We start from the raw sequence: 14,945 nt of genomic DNA on the forward strand, positions 1-14,945 counted from the left end.
CTTTTGGCCTAAACCTCTAGCCGAATCGGACTACCAGTCCTTGCCGGGCCGAGACCCACTGTCCTTGGCCTTCGTGCTGGCGTTGTCGCGGTGCTTGTCGGTACAGAGACGGTCGTCGGTGACGAGCAAGAGCTGGTCATGGGTAGCGCCGTCGGCGGCGAAGGTCGCGCCGCCGATCGAAGCGGTGACCGGCACACTCAGCCTATGACCGCGCCTGAGCGCCTGCCTCACACTCTCGTCCTCTGGGACATCGACCATACGCTGATCGAGACGCGTGGACTCGGGCGAGCGATCTACGACCGGGCGTTTCCCGCGGCCACTGGCCGACGGCTGGCCAAACTCGCTCAGATCGCCGGCAGGACCGAACCCGCCATCATGGCCGACTCGTTGCGAGCCAATGGTTTGGAGGCGACCAACCAAGCCATTCAAGAGCTGGCCGCCGCTCTGATTCGAGGCTACGAGGACGCGCGCGAGGAGTTGGCCTCCGTCGGGCGAGCATTGCCTGGCGCACAAACAGCGCTCGAGCGATTGGCCGCCAGCCCAGGAGTTCATCAAGCCGTCCTGACCGGCAATCTCCGCGCCGTGGCGCAGATTAAACTCGAGGTGTTCGCGCTTGACCACTTTATTGACTTTGCCAGCAGCGCCTTCGGTGATGACCATGCCGATCGGTCGGAGCTCGTGACCATTGCCCGGGAACGAGCCGCAGCCCAGACCGGCACTCGGTTCGCGCCTGGCGACGTAGTTCTGATCGGCGACACGCCCAACGACGTCAAAGCCGCTCTGGACTCGGGCGCCCAGATCATCGGGGTGGCTACCGGCAAGAGCAACGAAGACGAGTTGCGTGCGGCGGGGGCGGAGCGAGTGATTTCGAAGTTGGCCGATCTTCGGTTGCCTCGAGCCGTCCGCTGACGGCAGCGGCCCGGCCACTGCGTTCGGCAGGAACGTCAGCGCGTAGGTGAGCGCGGTCCACGTTGGCGAGCCGATGCGGTCGAACGCGATCACCGACAAGCCGATACGGGCGAACTGGTCCCTCGCCGTCGACACGGGGGTGGCCGCGAACAGCGCCTGGAATTCGCGGTGCCGACGCACGGACCGCGCTCCAGCACCTTGGTCATGCCGACCAGGGCGTTGGCAGCAGCACGTACCCATATCAGCGTAGAAACACGCATCACTCTAAGTAGTTTTACTTACGGAATATTCATTCGTTAGAGTGAACTAATGCATTGGCCGTTGTACAATAACGGCGTCACAGGTAGGCAGTGAGGTCACGAATGCACTGCTCAGGCTGTGTCTCATGGGGACTCGTAGAGGATTGACTGAACATATCGAGAGGAATGCATGTGATGACGGTGCGTGGAAACTGAGAGTCACGCTTCACTCAGCCGCTGCTCCCGCGGCGCTTCAGTACAAGGGGGAGTCATGGACTACGACCCGAAGGAGTTCGAGGCCGCCGTCAAGCGTTTGCTAGAACAGCGAGGCTTGTCGTTGATCGAACTGGCCCACCGGCTCAGTCTCAGCCCAAGTCACACGAGGAAGCTGGTCGACGGGCGCCGCAAGATCAATATGGTGCATGTCCGCAAGATGGACGTGGTTCTGGAGACCGGCGGCTACCTGGAGCGGCTGGCCACCGGCCAAGATCCCGAGTTCGTCTTCCCCCGTCCGATGCAGCTCCCGCCAGCGGTGGCCGGTTTCGTGGGGCGCGACAGCGAAATCGCGCTGCTCAATCAGGCGTTCGCTGCTCCGACCACGACTGGCGAGGCTCGCATGATCGTACTCGAAGGCCGTCCGGGCGTCGGGAAGACCAGTCTCGCGGTGTACTGGGCCGCGACGATCATCGACCGTTTTCCGGGTGGCTGCCTGTTCGCGGATCTGCGTGGCTTCGACTCGGATGAGCCTGCGGAGCCCAGCGATGTCCTGAACGAGTTTCTCCGATCAGTCGGTAAGTCCGACAGCCGCAGCACGCTCAATCTTGACGCCCAAACAGCGTTGCTCCGATCTCAGCTGGCCAAGAAGCCCGCATTGATTGTGCTGGACAACGCCGCCAACGCCGAACAAGTTCTTCCCCTGCTGCCAGGTGCCGGCAGCGTCACGATCATCACCAGCCGAGTCCACCTCGGATCGCTCGATGTCCGCTACGGCAGCGACCCAATCCATGTGAAACCACTGCTGGCCGACGAGGCGATGAAGCTGCTCGAACAGGCCGCCGGTCCGGACCGGCTCACCGCCGAACCCGATCAGGCCGAAACACTGCTGCAGGCCTGCGACCGGTTACCCTTGGCGATCCGGATCGCTGCCGAACACCTCAAGTCCCATCCTCACCTCAAGCTGGTGAGCATGGTCCGGGACCTCGAGCACCATGGCCTGGACATGCTGGACTCCGACGACAGGAAAGTGGACATCCGCGCGGTGTTCGACCTGTCCTATCACGCGCTCCAGCCCGCCGAGGCGCGCATGTTCCGCTTGCTCGGCGTCTTCCCTCGCACGGCCATCGACGTTCCGGCCGCGGCCGCGCTTGCGAACGTCGATCTCATGGCAGCACGCCGAAGCCTGGGCATCCTGGTCGCCGGCAACCTCGCCGAAACCACCACCGGTGACCGGGTCCGGCTCCACCAGCTCATCCACCTGCACGCCGCTGATCACGCCGCCGACCTGCCCGTCAAGGCTCGTGAGCAGGCTCTCGATCGCGTCGTGCGCTGGTATGGCGCGACCGCACTCAACGCAGGCAACACGCTCGCGCCAGGCTGGATCGGCCCGGCGATCACCGTCGACACCAGTGACATCATGCCCCAGGAATTCGACGACTACGACGAGGCCGTGTCGTGGTACGAGCGCGAAGGTGAAACCGTCCTCACGCTCGCACGCGGCGAGCAGGGGCCGCTGGCGTGGATCCTGCCGTGCGCGATGATGCCGTACTGGTACCTCACCAAGAACGTGAACGCATGGCTCACCGGCGCATCCACAGGCCTGGCCGCGGCGAAAGAAACCCGAGACGACCTCGGCGTCGCCCGATCACTGCACAGCCTCGGCGCGGCGAAACACCACCTCGAACTCGACGGCGAAGCACTCACCTACTTCCAGGAAGCGATGCGCCTGCAGGAACGTCTGCAGGACACGCACGGCTACGGCTACGCCGCGTTCGGCCTCGGCACCGCCTACACAGGACTCAACCGGCACGCCGAAGCGGACAGGATGTATCGGCTCGCCGCCGAAGCATTTGCCAAAGTCGACTGCGAACTCGGCATCGCGATCCTGCACCATCAACTCTCCACCGTGCACAGCGATCTCGAACAATTCGAGGATGCCGCCCACACCGGGCACAAAGCCTTGGAAATCGCGCTCAGTCTCCACTGTCTCCCGCTGGAAGGCTGGGCACACCACCAACTCGGCGTGCTTTACCAGCATCAGAACCACGACAAAGCCGCGCTACTCGAACTCGACATCGCCCTCCCGATACGACGCGCCAGCCACGAACCATGGGGCGTCGCGGAGACCCAGATATCCCGCACGGAAACACTTCTCCGGCTCGGCCAGCGCCACGATGCCCAAGTCGCACTCGACGAGGCCACGAGCATCCTCGAAACCCTCGCCGACACCCGCGTGCCTGGTGCCCGCGTTAAGCTCGCCGAGCTCGCCACACGTATGTGACCTGCGCAGATCGGACGCTCCGCGGCATCTTGAGCCACTTTTGAGCCACCTCAGGCCATTGCCATAGGACGCTTTACGAACAAGAGTCGATCTATGAAAATCACACACCTCGACGTGGCGACAATTGGACGCCAGCCATGAACACGACCCTAGATACCCACCAAGGCAACCGCGGAGAACAAGCCGGCCAGCAAGAACGGCCCAAACGCGACGGCCGCATGGCGACGGCGCCAAACACGCTGGCCTACTTGAAAAGCGAGTGCCAGGGACACCGCCACAAAGGCAGTCGTCCATACCGCGCTCCAGCTGGCCCAACCGGCCGCGATCCCAAGCACGCCCCCGAGTTTGACGTCACCAGCACCGAGCTGCCCCGCGAACGCCACCGCGAGCAACAAGAGAAACCCGCCCAACGCAACACATCCGCCCAGCCCACGCAGGAAATTCACAGCGTCTTCGCGAACGAGCGCGAGCACGCCGAACATCGCGAACAATATCGGGTAGAGCGGAAGCACCAGCGAATTAGGCAGTCTCTGCTCGGCCACGTCGATCAACGCGAGCGCCACTCCGACAACCGCCAGCGCCGCATACGGCACGAATTCGAATCGCGCCCCGATACGCCAGCCAAGCAAGACCAAGAGCGACGCGGTCGCCAGTACGGCCACGGCTCGCGTCCACCGACCAACCGGCTCGGCCGCGTACACCCGATCAACGATCGTGTTTACGGTCAGCCCCATCGCGCACCCGAGAACCGCGAGTCCGGCGAGCCACCACGCGGTCATGCACGTCGGCGTTCAGCGGATCGAGTCCTCATCTCGCCATCGTGGGCAACCGATCCTCTACCCGCATCTGTGTTCATCCAAATGAGTGACTCTTTCTTTGCTGTTCGGAGAACAGCCAGGTCGCTCCGCTTCGGTCGCGAAATCAGCCCTCGTGGCCGGTGTATGACAGTGATGCCGACATTTCTTGCCCGTCAGACGCCGCCGTCGAACCGAGGAGACACAATGGGTGCACGGACCACCAAGGCATACTCCGCCGTCGGAATGCTCTGCGCGGCGACGGCAGCCCTGGGAACCGTGACCGCATGCACTTCAGGCGACAACCAGCCTTCCCAATCTGCCATCGCTACCCCTGCCGTATCGTCGACGACGCCTTCGTCGGTCTCACCCACGGACCAAGCGAAGAAGAAGGCGCTCGAGGCGTACACCGCCATGTGGCATGACTTTGTCGCGGCTGGCGCCACCTCGGACTGGCAGTCGCCTGAACTCGGCCGGCACGCGACCGGCATCGCACTCACGAACATGTCCCGAGCGTTGTATGCCGACCGCTACAACGGCTTGGTGACCAAGGGCGAACCGACTTTGAGTCCTACCGTGGCATCCGCAGAACCTGCACTCGATCCGATCAAAATCATCGTCAGCGACTGCGGAGACTCGACGCGGTGGCTGAAGTACCGCGCAGACAACGGCCAACTATCCGATGACAAGCCTGGCGGACGCCGCTCGATCAACGCCATCGTCGAAAAGCAAGCCGACGGATCTTGGAAGGTTTCAGACTACGGCGTACACGATCTCGGGACGTGTTGACCATGCGCCGATTCGCTATCACCAGTGGCATTACGGCAGCTTGGTTGCTGTGTCTTACGGTTCCAGCTTTAGCCGACGATGGCTGGGGTAGCGGCGCCTGCAGCCAGACTCCGTCTCCCGTCTGCGACCTCAGGGCAGGAAAAGGCGGAAGCCCCGTGAAGCCCGGCGAGAAACCCGGTAACGGCAACAAGAATCCAGGTAAGCCTGGCTCTGGCAGCGGTGGAAAGGACAGCGGAGACACTCTCATTGGCGGTAAGTCGAATCTGGCGAGTTGCTCGTATGTGAAGAGCAACTACCAGCCTCCGGCCGGCGGGGTCGCGATGGCGGCCTACACCAAACCAGCGAACTCGGGCGGCGACGTGGTGCGCCCTGTCGCATACGCGCGCCCTTCAACGTCGGGCGTTGTTCAGCTGGCTGCTCAGCCAGCAGCGGGTAAGCCGGGGGCTTGGTACGTGTGGCAATGCTCGACCTCGGGTGTCCGGGACGGGTTGTACCGGCCGCCGGTGTGGATCGCGGATGGGCAGGCGCCGGGAGCGGCTGCTTTGCCGTCTCCGGCCGAGCTCGCGCAGATGGCGCGCAAGCAGTTGCGGCTCCCGACGCCGACGATCGCGGCGAATCCGGCTGGTGATCAGCTGGTGAACCTGCCCACCTGGATGTGGTTGTCCGGCGGATGGGGACCGGTGTCGGCGACGGCATCGGTGCCGGGCGTGTCGGTGACGGCGGTGGCGACCCCGACCTCGGTCTCCTGGTCGATGGGCGACGGCACGACGGTGACCTGCCGGGGCGCGGGAACACCGTTCCGTGCCGGCAGCGATCCGAAGGCTTCCTCGCCGGACTGTGGCCATACCTATCGTATTTCGTCGGCTCGTCAAGCCGGGCAAGCGTTTCCGGTGGCGGCAACGGTGCATTGGACGATCTCGTGGTCCGGCGCGGGCCAGGGCGGCACGTTCCCTGACATGACCACGACTGGCGACGCGGCGTTCCGCGTCGCTGAATCGCAGGCCCTCAACAACGGCGGCAGCTGACTTCCTCAGCAAGTCCCCGCTCCTCACAACGTAACTAGCACGACGTCATCCATCCGATCGCCGGTTTCCACGTGGCGACGCGGCGTACTACCCCCATGCCTGGAGGTCTCGGCGTGAGCACAACCATCGACACTCAAACCGACAAGGACCGCACAACCGATGCTCCGTGGTTGAGCGCGAAGAAGAAGCCCGCGACGTTCTCACGACTGCGTGGGGTCGGCCGTCGCCGGAGCATCCCGCATCTGGCGCTCGGCGGGCTGCTGGTCGTGGCGTGCGCGGCGGGTTTTGTGCTGATCTCGGTGAGCTCCGGCGAGCGGCGCCCAGTGCTGGCGCTGGCGCGCGCCGTCGTGGTTGGCCAGACGGTGTCCGCTCAAGACCTGCGCCAGGTCAGCATTGCCGTCGATCCCACGGTGGCCACTATGGACGCGTCTCAGGCCACGAGTGTGGTCGGCAAGACGATGGCCACGAGCCTCGCCGCGGGCGCGCTCCTCACTCCCGGTTCGCTGGGTGCCGCCGTGGTTCCCGTTGCGGGGCAGGCGATTGCCGCGCTGTCGTTGAAGTCGGGCCAGTTTCCTCCGGAGGTGTCGGCGGGCACACGGGTCACCGTGGTGTTCATGCCGAACCCGGCAGGAGGCGCCACAGGAACTCCGCCGGCGCCGGATTCATCGCCCGCGTGGCCGGCGACGGTCGTGAGCGTGACCTCGCCGCCGAACGAGCAGGTGACGGTCGTGTCGGTGCAGTTGGCTGAAGCGGCCGCTCGGCAGGTCGCTGGCGTACCGGCAGGGCAGTTGTCGCTGGTGATGCTGGCGGGAGGTGGGCGCTGATGCTGGTCTCGATGGTCAGTCTGAAAGGTTCACCGGGGGTGACGACGCTGTCGGTCGCGTTGGCGGCTCGCTGGCCGGAACCGGTTCGCGCTCTGCTGGTCGAGGCCGATCCGTCCGGTGGTGACATCGCGACGAGGTTCTCCTTGGAGTCGGCACCGGGGCTGTTGAGTCTGGCCGTGGCGGGGCGCCGCAGCGTCGACCCGGCGCTGGCGTGGCTGCACACGCAGTCCCTGCCCGGCGGTCTGGCGGTGGTGTCGGCGCCGCCGGACGCCGATCGAGCGCGAGCGGCGTTGCTGGCCCTAACCTCGGACCGCCCAGCACATGCGAGTGGTCTGCGCCAGGTCGCTGATCAGCCGGGGACGGCGGTGATCGTCGATTGCGGCCGGGTCGACGCCGGGTCCGCGGCAATGCCGTTCGTGCGCGCCGCCGACGTGATGGTGCTGCTGGTTCGCTCCCGTGCCGACGACTTGGCGCACCTGGCGCGGCGACTGCCGGAGGTCGGCGGCTGGGCTCGGCGCTCGGTGCTGCTGCTCGTCGGCGACGGCTACTCCACGACGGAGGTCACTCGTGAGCTGGGCGTGCCCGCGCTGGGCAGGGTTCCCGACGACGTCTACGGCGCCGCGGTCCTGTGCGGGCGGCCGAGCGGGTTCCGGTGGCGCCGGGGCGGGCCATCGCACTCACCGCTGGGCCGGTTCGCGCACAAAGTCGCCCGCACGCTGACAGCACAGACCGAACCCGCGCTGGCGCCGCAGCAGTTCGCCCCGGTTCATCAGCCGCCTGTTCTACGTGCGGTTCCCGGCGTGCCCGACAACCTTGTGGCGGCACAAGGCCTCCGTCCACCGCCGGCACCGTGGCCCGCCCAGCCGGGCTTCGACGACGGCGCGCCTCGAGGAGGTGCGGCGTCGTGAACTTCCCCATCAACGGCAACCCGTCCGGCAACAGGTATCCGCCTCCGGTCCCGCTGCGTCCGCCGACGCCGGCCGCGGTGATTCCCGGTCAGGCTCGCCCTCACGATCGTCTGGCCGCCGAGACCTTGGCCGCCCAAGAGCGGCTACGGCAGCACCTACGCGACGCCTTGGCGACCGAGCTGCCCAAACGAGTCGAAGCCCAGCAGCGCCGCACCGGCGCCACCGTGACCCGCGAGTCCCGGCACACGCTGGCGCGGATGATCCTGGACGACGCGGTCGCGGTGCACAGCGAACGCGAGCTGATGGACAACCGGGCTCTGGTGGGCCGCGATCTTGAGCAGCGGGTGATCGGCGAGGTCGTCAACGAGCTGTTCGGGATGGCCGGCCTCCAACCGCTGCTGGACGACCCGACTGTGGAGACGATCAACGTCAACCGGTTCGACCGGGTCTTCGTGCAGTACACCGACGGCCGCCGCGCCCTGGTCGGGCCGATCGCCGGGTCGAACGAGGAGCTCACCGACCTGGTGCGGCTGCTCGCCGCGCGGGCGTCGAGCCAGGAACGCCGGTTCGACCAGGGCTCCCCCATCCTCAACCTGCAACTTCCCGGTGGGGAGCGGCTGTTCGCGGTGATGGGCGTGACCGACGGCGGGGTGACCGCGCTGTCGATCCGCCGCCACGGCTACCTCACCGCCACCTTGGCCGAGCTGCGTGCCCGCGGCACCCTCGACCCCGGTCTCGAACAGTTCCTGCGCGCGCTGGTCAAGGCGCGCAAGAACATCCTGATCACCGGCGGCACCGGAGCGGGCAAAACCACGCTGCTGCGCGCGTTGGCCGCGGAGATGGACCCGATGGAGCGGATCGTCACCATCGAGGACGCCTTCGAACTCGGCCTGCAGTTCGACCCCGACATCCACGCCGACGTGACCGCCTTCCAAGCCCGCGAGGCCAACATCGAAGGCGCAGGCGTGATCTCCCAAGCCGAACTCGTCCGCTGCGGACTCCGCCTGAGCCCGGACCGGGTGATCGTCGGCGAGATCCGCGGCCCCGAGGTGATCCCGATGTGCAACGCGATGAGCCAAGGCAACGACGGGTCGATGGCGACCCTGCACGCCTCCAGCTCAAAGATCGCGTTCACCCGCCTTGCCTCCTACGCCGCGCAAGGCATCGAACGGCTCCCGCTCGAAGCGACAAATCTGCTGGTGGCCAGCGCGGTCCATTTCGTCGTGCATCTCGCCCGCGGCACCGACCGCACGACCCGCGTGGTGTCCTCGATCCGCGAGGTCGTCGACGCCGACGGCGCGCAAGTCGTGTCCAACGAGGTCTACCGGCCCGGCACCGACCGGCGCGCCCGACCAGTCGCCGGAACGTTGCGCGGCGACACCCTCGACGACCTCGTCAACGTCGGCTTCGACCCCGGCATACTCGAGCAGCCCGACGGGTGGTGGCCCCGATGACCACGTCCCTGACCCTGTCGGTCACTGTCGCCGCGCTGCTCGGCGGCGGCGCCGGAACCGGTCTGCTGCTCCTGGTCGTCGGCTGGCGCGGCATGGACCCGGACCGACCACGCCACACACGGTCCCGGCCGCGTTCTGGTCAGCGGGATCCGCATCGGGTGCTCCGGCTGGCGATCGCGGTCGCGGTGGCTGTGCTGACCGGGGTGGCCACCGGCTGGGTGGTCGGCGCGATCCTGGCAGGGCTGGCGTGCTGGGCGATCCCGCGCGTTCTCGGCCGCGATCCCGAGCACGCTCGCCGGGTCGCGCGCATCGAAGCGGTCGCCACCTGGACCGAGATGCTGCGCGACACCCTCTCCACCGCAGCCGGACTGGAACAGGCGATCCTCGCGACCGCGCCACTGGCACCGACCACGATCCGCAGCGACCTCACCGACCTCGCGGCCCGGCTGGAAAACGGGGAGCGGCTCGCACCGTCGCTGCGCCGGCTGGCCGAGCAACTCGCCGACCCCACCGGAGACCTCGTGATCGCCGCACTCGTACTCGCCGCCGAGCAGCAAGCCCGCCAGCTCGGCGACCTGCTCGGCTCCCTGGCCCACGCCGCCCGCGAGCAGGCCTCGATGCGGATGCGAGTCGAAGCGGGCAGGGCCCGCACCCGCACCTCCGTGCGGGTGATCGTGGGCACCACGCTCACGTTCGCCGTCGCGGTCGTGCTGCTCAACCGCTCCTACCTGTCCGCCTACGACTCCACCAGCGGGCAGATCGTGCTACTCGGCATCGGCGCCCTCTTCTCTGTTGGTTTCGCGTGGCTGGTGCACATCGCGAAGGTCGCCGAGCCAGTGAGGTTCCTCTCCCGCCCCGGCACAACATCCGGCTCAGACACTGCGGTGCTGTCCGTGGAAAGGCAGGTGTGACGCCATGATCACCGTATTGGCCTTGGGTGCGGGAGCAGGTGTTGGGTTGTGGGCGCTGGCTGTGTGGCTGTTCCCGCCGCGCCCCGCGCTCGGCGCGGTCCTCGCGCGCAGCAGCGCGCCGCCGGCTCCGCGGCCGATCGTGACCGCCGAGGACACCGGCTTCGCTGCCCGGCTGGGCCGCCCCTTTGCCAGCCCCTTGCGGGCGCTCGGACTTCCGAGTGACCGGCTCGCGCGTGACTTGGCGGTCATCGGGCGGCCGGTGTCCATGCATCTGGCGGAGAAGGCGATCCTCGCCCTCGCCGGGATCCTCGCCCCAGCGCTGCTGCAGATCCTGCTCTCGCTGGCCGGGTTGTCACTGGGGTTCGAGTTCCCGATCATCGCGGGGCTGGTCCTGGCGTGCGCGGGGTTCCTGTTCCCGGACCTGCGCGCCAAGTCCGAGGCGGCGAAGCTGCGGGCCGGGTTCCGGCATGCGCTGTCGGCGTACCTGGATCTGGTGTGGATCACGCTGGCCGGTGGCGCCGGCGTGGACAGCGCGCTCAACGACTCGGTCGCCATCGGGCATGGCTGGGCGTTCACCCAGATCCAGCGCGCGCTCGACACCGCGCGACTGACCCGCACCACCCCCTGGGCCACCTTGCGCCAGCTCGGCGAAGAACTCGGCATCACCGAGCTGTCCGAACTCGCCGCGTCGGTCAGCCTCGCCGGCACCGAGGGCGCGAAGGTCCGCGCGAGCCTGGCGGCGAAAGCGGCCGCGCTGCGCACACACCAGCTCACCGACGCCGAAGGCAACGCCCAAGCCGCGACCGAACGCATGTCCCTGCCGGTCATGGCGCTATTCCTAGGGTTTCTCGCGTTCATCGCCTACCCCGCACTGACGCAAGTCCTCAACGGCCTTTGAGTTCCCCGTGGGTTCGCGATTTCTGAAGTGCTGTTTGGAAGGAACTGAAGGGAGGGGACGTCGAATGATGTTAGGAGTGTACGTCGGTTTCGGAACTGGCGGATGCGCTTGGTCGGTCTGTGGTGTGGGCGTAGCGTTCGGCGCTCCCAATGCTCAGTCCGAACAGATCGGAGAGGCGGCGCAGGTCGCCGGCCGTGGCTATGGCCTCGTGCAGGATGCGATCCTGGCGGATGGCTTGGGCGGAAACTCCGATTGTGTTGGTGATCCAGCTGTAACTGGTCGGGCAGGTTCTTCCGGCGCTGTGCAGGTTGACGAACAGGTGCGGGTTGATGGTGTGGGGCCATCGGCGGGCGCGCTCGTCCAGCCAGTCGGCCAGTTTCGCGCGGACCGGCTCGGCAAGCAGGACGGTTCGTCCGCCCACGTGTATTCGGCCGTCGTAGCGGTCGGTCAACTTCAATTCGCGGATTTCGCGGACGCTCAGTGCGTGGAAGGCGATCAGTGTCGCGAGTGCGGCGCGTACAGGTTTGGTGCTGTTGACGGCTTCGCGCAGTGGTTCCAGCTCGATCGGCAGTGGTTGATTGGGCGGTTCCTGGATGCTACGCAGACGCGTGGTCGGGTTGAGGAACACCATTCGCCGAGCTTTGAGGACACGGAACAGCGACCGCAACGCGTTCAGCATTCGTCGGTTCCGGCCAGCCTCGTGTGGCAGCACGTCTCGGACATCCTGGCTTTCGATCTCTCGCAACGACTGGATGCCGGCGGCCGACCAGACGCGCAAGGCGGGGAGGGCGTTGACGAGGTTGCTGCGGATGGTACTGGGGTTACGGGGAAGGCATCGGGGACGTTGGGAGCTGCCATCGCGGAGGACCTCGAACCAGCAGCGGAACTCCTCGGCCATCGGCGCAGCGAGGTCGGCGGCTTGGCGGGCGACGTAGGCATCGAGGGCAGGTTCGCGGTCGTCCTCAAGCATTTCCGCCGTGGCAAGGATTTCCAGGACGGATCGCATGTTGCGCCACGACCTGCCGGTCGTCACAGCGGCGACGTCGGTGGCCTTGATGGGTGCTCCTGGAGTGTCCTGGATGGCAAGCAACAGATGGATGGCGCAGCGGACCATGACTTCCGTGTTCTGGCTCCAGCCATGCAGTGCGGCATGTTCGGCGGTCACGTGGTCGAGCGCGTCGGCCAGATCCGGGAGAGGTGGTACCAAGCCACGGCCGCGGGGCGCGGTGTGGTCGCGTCCGGTATCGAACAAGGCGAGTTGCCGATGAGCAACCGGATATCGGTGCGGCCACGCTGTCGGCCGTGGCAGTGCTGGCAGTGCTGGCGGTGGTTCGGGGCGTTTCTGCCGGAACAAATCGGCGATGAACAGTTGCTGGCCGTATTTGTTGGCCTCGCGCACGTCCACGCTGTGGTGTTCCGGGCGGACAAGATGTGCTTGCCTGCAGCACAGGCGGCAATAGCCGCGGGCGTTGACCAGGATGGTGCGCTGGCAGGACGGGCACTCGCGTGGCGTCTCGAAACGGTCGTGCCAGCTTTTGCAGGCATTGCACAGCCAGCTGAAGTGGCGGGTGGCGCCCCAAGCCAGACAGTCGAGGCAGCTGTCGACATAGGGGGCGGATCTGTGGCAACGTCGGCACAATCCGGCTGTGAAGTAGTTCTCGTTGGAGCCGCAGCGTTTGCATGTTGCCGGGCGTTTCCATACTCGTGGCACGCAGTCGTAGCAGTGGGTGCGTCCGTAGTAGGCGATGGGGTTGACGCCGCACTGGACGCACAGGCGGGGTTTGGTCATACCGGAGGCGCCGATCGGTGTCGGCCAAGCCTCGGTGTCACGACGGTCCCGCTGGTGGCTTCCACTTCCCGCGCGGGTTTGAGTGCGGCGACCTTGTCTGGTTCAGGTATAAGTAGTTCGGTCGGTGTGCATTCGAGCACCGAGCAGATCACGTCCAGGTCGTCCAGGCGGATCGTGGTGGGAGTGCCCGCCCACAGAGCCGACATCTTGCCGGCGCTGATCTCCAATCCGGCATCGGCGAGTTGCCGTCGCATCTCGGTGGATTTCCAAATACCGCGCTCGGCGGCCGTCATTCGCAGGTTCCAGCGCACCGGCTTATCCTTTCTCCATCTGCAGCCTCGCGGCTACCCGGTCGTTGGCCATCGCCCAGGCTCTTTCGACGTGGTCGTCGTGAACGTGGATGTAGCGGGTCGTGGTGGACAGCCACACGTGTCCCAGCAACTCCTGAATCGCCTTGAGGTCCATGCCTCGGGCGTACAACGAGGACGCGCAGTAGTGCCGCAGGCCGTGCGGGGTCAGCCGTCCCGACCACGCCGGCAACCAGCATCCGACCGCATCGGCCAACCCGGAGCGCAGCGCGTCATCGCCCACGCGTGTGCAGCGACCGGTATCGGGATCCCGGCGCTCGCTGGGCAACAAGGGGGCATCCGGGTCCGACCAATCCTCGCCGAACTGGTGGCGTACGTCGGTGAGCCACCAAGTGATCAAGGTGTCGACAGAGTTGATCGCAGGAACCAGGCGGGGTTTTGGGCCGCGCCCCCGGCTGCCCTTGCCGAAGCGGACATGCAGTTTGCCATGCTCACCCAAGTCGGGACGCCAGTCCCGGATATCCAGCATCACGGTCTCGCTGATGCGCAGACCAGCCCGCCGCCACAGCGACGCCGCCAGGTAGTCGCGGGCAGCGGGCAGGAACTTGCGCGCCTCGATCACCGCTGGCCCCCACGCGGCGAACAGCGACTCGACCTCGTCCTCGCTGGGCGGTACTCGAGTCCCGACACAATCAGTGCGGGACGGACGATTGTGCTCGTCAATGACCTGATCCACGACGTGGCCGGTCAAAGCATGGATGTCACCTTGGTAGCGGTCGACAAGGAAGTCGAAGAACCGTCCCAAAGCGACTGCCTTGCCAGCAACGGTCGACTTCGAGTTCCTGCGCTCACGCCGCAAGTAGTTCAGGAAACGATCCGCGTCCTCGGGCTGAGCCGTCCACACTGGACTCGCGAGGAACCTTGCGAACTCGAATACCACCGATCTCTCAGACCCAACGTAATCATCGCCGAGGCCAGCACCCAGCATCGCGATCGCGTACTGGTCGATCAATTCCTGCTCGAAGTCCTCCAGATCCTGCGGCGAGCACGGCCTACCTGCCGTGCCTATCGACCGCACCACAGCCAGCGACACCAGCACTCCAGATCGAATGAGATGACAGAACGCTCAGATCATCGGCAAGTTCTCGGGAATCTCGATGCTCTGTCGAGATCTCCACGCGATCGAGTGAACCCGTCCCGGCCTGCTGATAGGGCGTCACCAGCACAACTGACGCACCAACGAACTCAAGAGAATGCAGACAGTTTAAGGAGAACGCAATGGAGAACAACTGGATCGCACTGTGGACGGCGGTGAAGGCACGCTGGGAAGCACTACGCCGCGAACCTGAAGCCGGGTATTCGACCGAAACCGTGCTCGTGACCGCGTTGCTCGTGGTCGCCGCTCTGACGATCATCGCAGTCCTGGTCGCGAAGGTCACCGCCAAAGCCAACGGCATCAACCTGTAGCCCGCCATGCCCCCGCCGATACGAGTACTACTGGCCCGTGTAGGGATCCGCTGAAGTTGTCGGTGTGACCGGTGTTGTTGTCGGCGAGATGTCGGTTGGCCGTGAAAGTTGTCGGTTGTCCGGCATGGCACAT

At 66.1% G+C, this 14,945-nt stretch carries 15 protein-coding genes; 10 read left to right on the plus strand and 5 right to left on the minus strand.

Going from position 1 to position 14,945, the window contains the following annotated elements:
- Positions 1 to 30: 30 nt before the first annotated feature.
- Positions 31 to 195 carry a hypothetical protein gene (locus ACFV15_RS17025; protein ID WP_378351401.1) on the minus strand — a complete coding sequence of 55 codons (165 nt, stop codon included), beginning with the start codon at positions 193 to 195 and terminating at the stop codon, positions 31 to 33.
- Positions 196 to 204: 9 nt separating this feature from the next.
- Here ACFV15_RS17025 and ACFV15_RS17030 point away from each other — a divergent pair, with 9 nt between their 5' ends.
- Positions 205 to 909 carry a haloacid dehalogenase-like hydrolase gene (locus ACFV15_RS17030; RefSeq protein ID WP_378351402.1) on the plus strand — a complete coding sequence of 235 codons (705 nt, stop codon included), beginning with the start codon at positions 205 to 207 and terminating at the stop codon, positions 907 to 909.
- 510 nt (positions 910 to 1,419) lie between these two features.
- The gene (locus ACFV15_RS17035) at positions 1,420 to 3,645 is read left to right on the plus strand and encodes a tetratricopeptide repeat protein (protein WP_378351403.1); all 2,226 of its coding nucleotides are present in this window, start codon (positions 1,420 to 1,422) and stop codon (positions 3,643 to 3,645) included.
- Between the two features lie 149 nt (positions 3,646 to 3,794).
- Here the strand turns inward: ACFV15_RS17035 and ACFV15_RS17040 are convergent, their stop codons facing one another.
- Positions 3,795 to 4,424, minus strand: coding sequence for a prepilin peptidase (locus ACFV15_RS17040; protein ID WP_378351404.1), 630 nt, complete (start codon positions 4,422 to 4,424; stop codon positions 3,795 to 3,797).
- Between the two features lie 222 nt (positions 4,425 to 4,646).
- Here ACFV15_RS17040 and ACFV15_RS17045 point away from each other — a divergent pair, with 222 nt between their 5' ends.
- From ACFV15_RS17045 to ACFV15_RS17075, 7 genes are all read left to right on the plus strand, one after another.
- On the plus strand, positions 4,647 to 5,228 hold the full coding sequence (locus ACFV15_RS17045) for a hypothetical protein (protein WP_378351405.1): 582 nt from the start codon (positions 4,647 to 4,649) through the stop codon (positions 5,226 to 5,228).
- A gap of 155 nt (positions 5,229 to 5,383) precedes the next feature.
- Positions 5,384 to 6,253 (plus strand): hypothetical protein, encoded by an 870-nt coding sequence (locus ACFV15_RS17050; protein WP_378351406.1) that lies wholly within the window; start codon positions 5,384 to 5,386, stop codon positions 6,251 to 6,253.
- A 113-nt stretch (positions 6,254 to 6,366) separates the two neighbouring features.
- Positions 6,367 to 7,077 (plus strand): SAF domain-containing protein, encoded by a 711-nt coding sequence (locus ACFV15_RS17055; RefSeq protein WP_378351407.1) that lies wholly within the window; start codon positions 6,367 to 6,369, stop codon positions 7,075 to 7,077.
- Between the two features lie 38 nt (positions 7,078 to 7,115).
- Positions 7,116 to 7,985 (plus strand): chromosome partitioning protein, encoded by an 870-nt coding sequence (locus tag ACFV15_RS17060; RefSeq protein ID WP_378351408.1) that lies wholly within the window; start codon positions 7,116 to 7,118, stop codon positions 7,983 to 7,985.
- Positions 7,986 to 8,065: 80 nt separating this feature from the next.
- Entirely contained in the window at positions 8,066 to 9,439 is a 1,374-nt protein-coding gene (locus tag ACFV15_RS17065; protein WP_378351416.1) for a CpaF family protein, read from the plus strand.
- On the plus strand, positions 9,436 to 10,350 hold the full coding sequence (locus tag ACFV15_RS17070; RefSeq protein ID WP_378351409.1) for a type II secretion system F family protein: 915 nt from the start codon (positions 9,436 to 9,438) through the stop codon (positions 10,348 to 10,350). Before ACFV15_RS17065 ends, ACFV15_RS17070 begins: the two co-directional genes overlap by 4 nt.
- Before the next feature lie 4 nt (positions 10,351 to 10,354).
- Complete coding sequence (locus tag ACFV15_RS17075; RefSeq protein WP_378351410.1) at positions 10,355 to 11,248, plus strand: type II secretion system F family protein; 894 nt, start codon at positions 10,355 to 10,357, stop codon at positions 11,246 to 11,248.
- A 70-nt stretch (positions 11,249 to 11,318) separates the two neighbouring features.
- Here ACFV15_RS17075 and ACFV15_RS17080 read toward each other — a convergent pair whose 3' ends face one another.
- Genes ACFV15_RS17080 through ACFV15_RS17090 form a run of 3 tightly spaced genes read right to left on the minus strand, consistent with a single transcriptional unit; the run spans position 11,319 to position 14,438 of the window.
- Complete coding sequence (locus ACFV15_RS17080) at positions 11,319 to 13,037, minus strand: hypothetical protein (protein ID WP_378351411.1); 1,719 nt, start codon at positions 13,035 to 13,037, stop codon at positions 11,319 to 11,321.
- A complete protein-coding gene (locus ACFV15_RS17085; protein ID WP_378351412.1) occupies positions 13,034 to 13,348 on the minus strand; it encodes a helix-turn-helix domain-containing protein in 315 nt (104 codons plus the stop codon). The genes ACFV15_RS17080 and ACFV15_RS17085 overlap by 4 nt, the downstream gene beginning before the upstream one ends.
- 4 nt (positions 13,349 to 13,352) lie before the next feature.
- Positions 13,353 to 14,438 (minus strand): tyrosine-type recombinase/integrase, encoded by a 1,086-nt coding sequence (locus ACFV15_RS17090; protein ID WP_378351413.1) that lies wholly within the window; start codon positions 14,436 to 14,438, stop codon positions 13,353 to 13,355.
- A 185-nt stretch (positions 14,439 to 14,623) separates the two neighbouring features.
- On the opposite strand from ACFV15_RS17090, the gene ACFV15_RS17095 reads away from it, so the two are divergent.
- Positions 14,624 to 14,812, plus strand: coding sequence for a hypothetical protein (locus ACFV15_RS17095; protein WP_378351414.1), 189 nt, complete (start codon positions 14,624 to 14,626; stop codon positions 14,810 to 14,812).
- Positions 14,813 to 14,945: the final 133 nt, after the last annotated feature.

This window comes from Amycolatopsis sp. NPDC059657, assembly GCF_042734395.1.
In the GTDB taxonomy this organism is placed as follows: Bacteria; Actinomycetota; Actinomycetes; order Mycobacteriales; family Pseudonocardiaceae; genus Amycolatopsis.

Coding starts and splice junctions, on each gene's coding strand:
- ACFV15_RS17095 (WP_378351414.1), top strand. CDS start 14,624: ATGGAGAACAACTGGATCGCACTGTGGACGGCGGTGAAGGCACGCTGG.
- ACFV15_RS17070 (WP_378351409.1), top strand. CDS start 9,436: ATGACCACGTCCCTGACCCTGTCGGTCACTGTCGCCGCGCTGCTCGGC.
- ACFV15_RS17030 (WP_378351402.1), top strand. CDS start 205: ATGACCGCGCCTGAGCGCCTGCCTCACACTCTCGTCCTCTGGGACATC.
- ACFV15_RS17035 (WP_378351403.1), top strand. CDS start 1,420: ATGGACTACGACCCGAAGGAGTTCGAGGCCGCCGTCAAGCGTTTGCTA.
- ACFV15_RS17045 (WP_378351405.1), top strand. CDS start 4,647: ATGGGTGCACGGACCACCAAGGCATACTCCGCCGTCGGAATGCTCTGC.
- ACFV15_RS17040 (WP_378351404.1), bottom strand. CDS start 4,424: ATGACCGCGTGGTGGCTCGCCGGACTCGCGGTTCTCGGGTGCGCGATG.
- ACFV15_RS17075 (WP_378351410.1), top strand. CDS start 10,355: ATGATCACCGTATTGGCCTTGGGTGCGGGAGCAGGTGTTGGGTTGTGG.
- ACFV15_RS17080 (WP_378351411.1), bottom strand. CDS start 13,037: ATGACCAAACCCCGCCTGTGCGTCCAGTGCGGCGTCAACCCCATCGCC.